Origin of the sequence: Planktothrix sp. (genome assembly GCF_046067725.1) — a bacterium.
Taxonomy (GTDB): domain Bacteria; phylum Cyanobacteriota; class Cyanobacteriia; order Cyanobacteriales; family Microcoleaceae; genus Planktothrix.
In genome coordinates this window covers 1-6,295 of the sequence record NZ_JBJUDF010000021.1, presented here as the reverse complement: position 1 = coordinate 6,295, position 6,295 = coordinate 1, and the positions used below count along the sequence as shown (strand labels likewise).

Genomic DNA, 6,295 nt, shown 5'->3' with positions numbered 1-6,295 from the left:
ACTTTTAAGGCTTTTTGCAGAACAGTAACCGCTTGGGAGTAGAGTTTTTTATCATTATAAATACTCCCTAATTGATAGTATTCCTGGGCTGTCCCTTGTTCTTTTGCTAATTTACTTTGTAAATCAAACAGGGTGGTTTCTGTGCGACGAGTTTTCAGAATTTGACGAATCAAAAACACAAGTGCACCAGAAAGCAACACCACTAAAATTAATAAGTAGACAATAGGAAGATTATTATCCATGATTGAGACAGTAAAATTTTAATTAAACACAAAGGAGAAGGATCAATTAACTCTGACCCTTCACCTTAGCCGAAAATCGGCAATCTGTCTATTCAGTTTAACAGTCTGTTTTATTGAATTAAAACTACTTCGCTCCACTTTTGGCCAGATCAACCACTTTCCCAAAGGTTTCGGGATCTAAAACAGCCAGTTGTGCTAACATTTTGCGATTGATTAAGATATTGGCTTTTTTCATATTGCCAATTAACTGACTATAGCTGATGCCGTTGATGCGAGCCGCCGCATTAATCCGAGTAATCCATAACCGTCTAAAGTCGCGTTTGCGGTTGCGACGATCTCGATAGGCATTTTTCAACGCCTGCATCACTCTTTGATTCGCGGTGCGGAAGTTCGTGGACTGACAACCCCGGAATCCTTTGGCAAGTTTCAGTATTTTTTTGCGGCGTTTGCGAGCAACATTACCGCGTTTAACTCGGGTCATTTTACGTTTCCTTTAATTAAATTTTGCTTAGAGGCTTACAAATAAGGCAGCATCAAACGCACGTTGTCTTCTTGAGTCTCACTCACTAGAGCCATATTAGACAAATGGCGTTTGCGGGCAGAGCTTTTATGTTGTAATAAATGGCTTTTGTAAGCCCGACGACGTGCAATTTTTCCACTGCCTGTGACTCTAAAACGTCTGGCTGCGGATTTACGAGTTTTGAGTTTGGGCATGGATTCGCCTAAATTCGACACAGCCTACAATTATATCATGGGAGTTGAAATTCTCACAAGGGGAGGGAATAGGGAACAGGGAATGGGGAATTACGAATTACGAATTACGAATGGGAAATAGGCAATAGGCAATAGGGAAAAAATTATTTCTTCCCTTCTCCTCTTCTTCCCCTGCCTCCCCTGCTCCCCCTGCCTCCCCTGCTCCCCCTGCCTCTTCTTCCCCTGCCTCTCCTGCTTCCCCTGCTTCCCCTACTTGCGATGTTCGACTTCCACAACAGTATGAACATTACCGCGTGGGTTAAAATCGCCTTTAATTCGGACTTCGAGGGGGTCAGCGGCGGCTACAAAGTCATCTAAAATTTGATTAATTGATTCTTCGTGGGAAATATAGCGATCGCGATAACTATTGATATACAGTTTAATGGATTTTAATTCCACCACCCGTTCATTAGGAACGTAGGTTAAATAAATGGTGGCAAAATCAGGATAGCCGGAAAAGGGACATTTACAAGTAAATTCCGGTAAAGTAATCTGCACTTCATAGCGACGTCCGATTCTGGGATTAGGGAAGGTAATCAGTTGTCCTTCTAGGATTTCCCGTTCACCATACTTTAATTCTTCTGAGCTTGTGGTGAGGGATTCTGGGGTTTCAGTGTAGGAGTGAGTCATGATTGAGGATTGATAAGAACTATTTAAAGTTTAATGAATCTCACGGAAGTTTTTCTGAAATTTCTTAAAGAAATTGGTTCAAATCGTTCTCATGACAGGTATCCTGAGACATAACACGCTAACCTGACCCGGGTTAATTTGACTGGTTTTTCAACCGATGTTCACCTTTTATCCTAAGTCCTATGCAAAATGCTGACACATCCAACCCTAATCCGTCAGTGGCATCGAGTACCTACTCTCCATCGATTCCGATTTCTATCTATCGAGAAGTGACGGCTGAGTTACAAACGGTTCAATCTGAACTAGACACCCTCAAAACCCAGAATCAACAGCTAACGCAACAAAACCAACAACTTCGCCAAGAACTAGAAAATGTGGTTCAAGCTGCCATTCAGTTACATCAAGTGATTAATAAAGCTCAAACTGTGGGTCAGGGGAAAAAATCTACATTTTCGTCTCCCGCAACTAATCCTTTTAGTGTTGAAATTCCTGCACCTCTGATGGGGTCTGTCACTTCTGGTGCTTCTCCGTTTTTAGACATTCCTCCTTCGGTTGCACCCGAACCCCCAGTCCAAACCACTGAACCGAATTTTCGCTTTGTCCAACCGCCTCAACAACCCTTAACACCGGAAGTAGCAGAACCGTTTTTTACAGAACAACCGGAGCCTCGGTTACGTCCGTTGTCTAAATCTCAGCGTTCTGAACTGAGTGGATTTTGGCTGATTGTCTCCATTGTTGTGATTGTTGTGGTTGCCTTTGGTGCTGGATATTGGATTGTTCGTCCTTTGCTGAACCAACAACGTTAAATTTGTGTCTGTTACAAACAATGGCGGAAGGAAAACCCTCCGCCAATATTGAGCTTGAAGTTATGAATCTTGATGTAGCTTTTTCAAGAGTGAGTCACGCAGTGAAGTGACTGTAACGAAGGTTTCAGAAAGGAAATGTTACTTCTAGGTTAAGTTTAAGGGTTCCTCTATTGAATGGCGAGAAAGACTTAGAACTAACAAAACAAGGAAGAACAAAACCTTTCTTGACTGAATTGCAATGACCGATTGACCGATGAACGGGTTTTAACCGCGAGTTCCAGTCTCAACTAAAGTCGCTAAAGATTCTTCACTAATTGAATCTGGAATTTCAGTTTCTTCGGGTTCATAACCGCGTTTAAATTCTCGGAATCTTACCTGTTTGGCTTGAAGCGCGGTTTCGAGAAATTTAATGGCTCGCTGAGGGTTACCTTTTCCACAAAAGAACAAGTCGGCAGCGAAATATCCCAGTTCTGGCCAAGTGTGTATCGCAATATGAGATTCAGCCAATGTGGCTGTTGCAGTTACTCCGTGAGGACTAAACTGGTGTACACATAAGTCGATGAGGGTCGCCCCTCCTGCAGAAATTGCGTCAAGCATCGCGCGACGGATGCGTTCGGGATCGTTCAGAAGTTCTGCGGGACACTGCCAAGCGTCAACGACCAGATGAGTTCCCAATTGTTTCATTCTACCCGGTTTCACCTCCACCCTATAGTGTCTCAAACTTTACTATCATATCACATATTTTTAGAAATTGTACAAAAACTTCATCTTTAAGAATAAGTGGCTCCGTTGGGGAGAATGGCTCCTTCGAGAGCAGTGTCATTCAGGTTCACAACACTCAAACTTGCACCGATGAGGTTTGTGTCACAGAGGTTGGCTCCGGTTAAATTCGCTCCTTTGAGGGAAGTCAAGAGGAGTCCGGCTCCGGTTAAATTGGCATGGCTGAGGTTGGCTCCCCGCAAGTCAGCTTCTAACAGGGTTGCTCCTTCTAAATTGGCTCCAGTTAAATTAGCACCCCGGAGGTTAGCTTGAGTTAAATCTGCGTGTCTTAAATCGGCATTTTGTAAGTTCAAGCCGTTTAAATTGGCATTTTTCAAGTTAGCATCTTGCAGATTGGCTCGGTTTAAGTTGGCTCCGTTTAAGTTCGCGCCACTTAAATCAGCGCCTTGTAAGTTAACATGGGTCAAGTTGGCAACACAAAGATTGGTTTCTCGCAAACTGGCTTCACTGAGATCGGCATGATGCAGGTTGGCTCCACTGAGGTTGCCTCGGTTCAAATGCGATCGCACTAACTTAACATAACTTAAATTAGCGCCACTGAGATCAACTTCGCTTAAAATCGTTCGGGTTAGGTTCGCACCGCTTAAATCAGCACCGCTTAAAATCGCGCGGCTGAGGGTTGCACCCACTAAAATTGCATCGGTCAGTTGACAACCATTGAGCAGACAAGCGGAGATTAAACTCGCCGAAGTCAGGTTGGCTCCGGTTAAATCGGTTTGGGATAAAATTGCACCACTGAAACTCACCCCACTCAGGTCAGCATGGCGTAAAATCGTATCGCTGAGACTGGCTCCACTGAGATTGGCTTCGACTAATACGGCCATAGAGAGGTTAACATGACTGAAATCAGCCCCATTCAAGTTAGCGCCAATTAAGCGAGCGCGAGATAAATTGGTTCCTTGTAAAGCCGCATTACTCAAATTAATGCGATTGAGATTTGTATCTTTTAGGCTGGCATCGATTAGATAGCTGCCACTAAAATTTCGTTCTCCTGTAGCATATCGCGTTAATAGCTTACGGACATCAATACTTTCACTAGCCTTCATAAAAAATGAACGATTTAGTTTAATGTGTTAATAGTCAAAATTCACCATGAATCGCTTTTAACGAAGTTCATGGCCATGACGAAAAATAGAGCGATGAGCAATTGAAACCTTGGGTCTTTCCCAAAGGGGTTAGTCAGTGATTCTGAATAACTCAGCCTCAATTGTTTTCAGTGTAAATTCCTAAAGGAGATTTAACTGTATCGGGCTTTGCTACTGGGCTGTATCTCGGTGAACGGCTGATATCAAGTGAATTCAGCTTAACTGGTATCACCTGCAATGCGAGTGTATTGGGCGATGATTCGCCAAAGGATTGCTGAATAAAATGTCTGAAAATCACAGTGCGGATGAAGGGGAACATCCCGCAGAATAGAAAAAATAATACAAGAGCGACAATGCTGAGAAGTCTTTGAGAAGGGTTGACAATAACGACTTAAGGATAACCCACAACTAAAGTCTAATCGAGATTTCAAATGAATATAACGGGCTAGTTGTCTACCCCGAATGAGACTCCTCCATCGCTGTTGATTTGGGATATTCATAAAAGAAGTTTATATCCTCAACCCTTGACAACCCATTGTTCCTGATTGTGATCAATTCGGTACAGTGACCGCCCCGACCCTTCTAGGGGGTTGCTACGGGCTGTTGTGAGGGATGAACTTATCTTTTCACCTCGATCCGTTAAAATTGCTCCTTAGTTAAACATAATAGCTGAAGGTTCAACTGGGCAAGGTGGGTTTTTCCTTTGAACTTTGATTAAAGTTAGGTCATACAGCACTGATTTTTAAATCAGAAACCCGAAAAACCTCAATATCTAAGATTAAGTGCGATGTCATGTAGGAGATGCTATGGAAGTTCGAGGTGTCTGGCTAACCAATACCGATAGTCGCGTTTTGTATTCTCGACAGACCATTGCAGAAGCAATGGGATTTCTGGCGGAAACGGGTTTTAACGTGGTGTTTCCGGTGGTTTGGAATAAAGGTGTGACCTTGTATCGTAGTCAGGTTATGGCTCAAACCTTTGGGGTGGAAATTGATTTTTATGTTAAGGGACGTGACCCCCTACAAGAAGTGATTGAGGAAGCTCATCGCGTGGGGTTGAAAGTGATTCCTTGGTTTGAATTTGGATTTGCGAGTTCTTATCAACAAAATGGCGGTAGAATTCTAGGTCAAAAACCGGGATGGTCAGGGATTAATTCGACTGGAGGTTTAGTTGTTAAAAATGGTTTTGAATGGATGAATGCTTTTGACCCAGAAGTGCAGGATTTTGTCCTCAGTTTGGTTTTAGAAGTGGTTAGAAAATACGATATTGATGGTATTCAAGGAGATGACCGGATGCCTGCTATGCCGTCAGAAGGCGGTTATGATGCGAAAACAGTGGCTCGTTATCGAGAAGAATTTGGGCGTCAACCTCCGAGCTATCATAAAGATCCCCAATGGGTACAATGGCGAGCTAATATTCTGACTCAATTTTTAGTTCGTTTACGTCGAGAAGTTAAAGCGATTAAGCCAAAATTGTTAGTTTCAATGGCTCCTAGTATTTATAAATGGGGTTTAGATGAATATTTACAAGATTATATTGCTTGGATTGATCAAGATTTAGTCGATTTAATTCATCCTCAGTTATATCGTCGTAATTTTTGGAGTTATAAAGGGTTAGTTGATCAGTTAGTTGATGTTCAGTTTAGAGATTGGCAATTACCTAAACTATCTCCAGGTATTTTAGCAAAAATTGGTTCCTATTGTATTAGTACGGATGATTTATTAAAGGCGATTGATTACAATCGTTTTAAAGGGATTAAAGGAGAAGTGTTTTTCTTTTATGAAGCTTTGAGACTAGATAATAATGCTTTAGCAAATGCTTTGAAAAAAGGCCCCTATGCAACTCCTGCGAGATTAATGTAAAGTACCCAACTCAGGTAATAATAGGGTTGGGAGACCCAACCCCTACGGGTTTTGATCATAAATTAGGTACTCGGTAACTGTCAATGCTGGTTTCAGGTTATGCCAAATATTTTAGAGATAGAAAATATTAAATTATC

At 42.2% G+C, this 6,295-nt stretch carries 8 protein-coding genes and 1 pseudogene; 2 read left to right on the top strand and 7 right to left on the bottom strand.

Going from position 1 to position 6,295, the window contains the following annotated elements; all coding sequences use genetic code 11:
- From ACKPEB_RS01220 to queF, 4 genes and pseudogenes are all read right to left on the bottom strand, one after another.
- Positions 1 to 242: pseudogene (locus tag ACKPEB_RS01220) on the bottom strand (hypothetical protein); the annotation flags it as partial.
- Between the two features lie 124 nt (positions 243 to 366).
- Complete coding sequence (gene rplT, locus ACKPEB_RS01215; protein ID WP_408962944.1) at positions 367 to 723, bottom strand: 50S ribosomal protein L20; 357 nt, start codon at positions 721 to 723, stop codon at positions 367 to 369.
- Positions 724 to 758: 35 nt separating this feature from the next.
- Positions 759 to 956 (bottom strand): 50S ribosomal protein L35, encoded by a 198-nt coding sequence (rpmI, locus tag ACKPEB_RS01210; RefSeq protein ID WP_408962943.1) that lies wholly within the window; start codon positions 954 to 956, stop codon positions 759 to 761.
- A gap of 249 nt (positions 957 to 1,205) precedes the next feature.
- Entirely contained in the window at positions 1,206 to 1,625 is a 420-nt protein-coding gene (gene queF / locus ACKPEB_RS01205) for a preQ(1) synthase (RefSeq protein ID WP_408962942.1), read from the bottom strand.
- Between the two features lie 182 nt (positions 1,626 to 1,807).
- Between queF and ACKPEB_RS01200 the strand changes: the two genes are divergently transcribed.
- Positions 1,808 to 2,431: a hypothetical protein gene (locus tag ACKPEB_RS01200; RefSeq protein ID WP_408962941.1), complete on the top strand. Its 624-nt coding sequence runs from the start codon at positions 1,808 to 1,810 to the stop codon at positions 2,429 to 2,431.
- A gap of 264 nt (positions 2,432 to 2,695) precedes the next feature.
- On the opposite strand, the gene speD is transcribed toward ACKPEB_RS01200, so the two are convergent.
- The 3 genes from speD to ACKPEB_RS01185 form a co-directional block, all read right to left on the bottom strand.
- Positions 2,696 to 3,115 (bottom strand): adenosylmethionine decarboxylase, encoded by a 420-nt coding sequence (gene speD / locus ACKPEB_RS01195; protein ID WP_408962940.1) that lies wholly within the window; start codon positions 3,113 to 3,115, stop codon positions 2,696 to 2,698.
- Between the two features lie 86 nt (positions 3,116 to 3,201).
- Positions 3,202 to 4,257 carry a pentapeptide repeat-containing protein gene (locus tag ACKPEB_RS01190; protein ID WP_408962939.1) on the bottom strand — a complete coding sequence of 352 codons (1,056 nt, stop codon included), beginning with the start codon at positions 4,255 to 4,257 and terminating at the stop codon, positions 3,202 to 3,204.
- A 257-nt stretch (positions 4,258 to 4,514) separates the two neighbouring features.
- Positions 4,515 to 4,796 (bottom strand): hypothetical protein, encoded by a 282-nt coding sequence (locus ACKPEB_RS01185; RefSeq protein ID WP_408962938.1) that lies wholly within the window; start codon positions 4,794 to 4,796, stop codon positions 4,515 to 4,517.
- A 306-nt stretch (positions 4,797 to 5,102) separates the two neighbouring features.
- On the opposite strand from ACKPEB_RS01185, the gene ACKPEB_RS01180 reads away from it, so the two are divergent.
- On the top strand, positions 5,103 to 6,158 hold the full coding sequence (locus tag ACKPEB_RS01180; protein ID WP_408962937.1) for a glycoside hydrolase family 10 protein: 1,056 nt from the start codon (positions 5,103 to 5,105) through the stop codon (positions 6,156 to 6,158).
- The last annotated feature ends 137 nt before the right edge of the window (positions 6,159 to 6,295 follow it).

Coding starts and splice junctions, on each gene's coding strand:
- queF (WP_408962942.1), bottom strand. CDS start 1,625: ATGACTCACTCCTACACTGAAACCCCAGAATCCCTCACCACAAGCTCA.
- rplT (WP_408962944.1), bottom strand. CDS start 723: ATGACCCGAGTTAAACGCGGTAATGTTGCTCGCAAACGCCGCAAAAAA.
- ACKPEB_RS01180 (WP_408962937.1), top strand. CDS start 5,103: ATGGAAGTTCGAGGTGTCTGGCTAACCAATACCGATAGTCGCGTTTTG.
- ACKPEB_RS01190 (WP_408962939.1), bottom strand. CDS start 4,257: ATGAAGGCTAGTGAAAGTATTGATGTCCGTAAGCTATTAACGCGATAT.
- rpmI (WP_408962943.1), bottom strand. CDS start 956: ATGCCCAAACTCAAAACTCGTAAATCCGCAGCCAGACGTTTTAGAGTC.
- ACKPEB_RS01185 (WP_408962938.1), bottom strand. CDS start 4,796: ATGAATATCCCAAATCAACAGCGATGGAGGAGTCTCATTCGGGGTAGA.
- speD (WP_408962940.1), bottom strand. CDS start 3,115: ATGAAACAATTGGGAACTCATCTGGTCGTTGACGCTTGGCAGTGTCCC.
- ACKPEB_RS01200 (WP_408962941.1), top strand. CDS start 1,808: ATGCAAAATGCTGACACATCCAACCCTAATCCGTCAGTGGCATCGAGT.